Here is a 545-nt window from a genome sequence, read left to right on the forward strand (position 1 = left end):
CAATAATCGCAGTGGTAATTGCTAATACTAATGAACCTAACGCTTCAGGAATTAAAAAATATCTAATGATTTGTAGTGGTGAAGCGCCCATCGCTTTCGCCGCTTCAATAATCCCCTCGTCTACTTCTAATAATGAGTTTTCAACAAGTCTTGCAATGTAAGGTGCCACATATACTGTTAAAGGCACGATGGCAGCAGTCGTACCAATTGAAGTACCTACTACTAATTTTGTGAATGGTACAATCGCAATTAACAAAATAATAAATGGTAGTGACCTTAAAATATTGATTATAGGATTTAAAACTTGATGTATCACTATATTCGGCCATATGCCTTGTTTTCGAGTAATTACCAATAAGACACCTAATGGAATACCAATCACTGCTCCTAAAAATAAAGCAATAGATACCATATATAGCGTTTCGTACAATGCTTGTAATAACTGTGCACTGTCTAAATCAGAACCAAACATATGTTAATGCACCTCCTCAAATTGAATATTTTTCTCTTTGAAATATTGATTTATTGCCGTGTCATCAAATTGT

At 34.3% G+C, this 545-nt stretch carries 2 protein-coding genes; both read right to left on the minus strand.

Features of this window, described 5'->3' with window-relative positions:
* Positions 1 to 472, minus strand: a 472-nt coding sequence (locus IDG60_RS01280) for a methionine ABC transporter permease (RefSeq protein WP_206160393.1), incomplete at its 3' end; no start/stop codon positions are given.
* A 3-nt stretch (positions 473 to 475) separates the two neighbouring features.
* Positions 476 to 545, minus strand: a 70-nt coding sequence (locus IDG60_RS21785; protein WP_241013319.1) for a hypothetical protein, incomplete at its 5' end; no start/stop codon positions are given.

Source organism: Staphylococcus sp. EG-SA-2 (genome assembly GCF_017152085.1).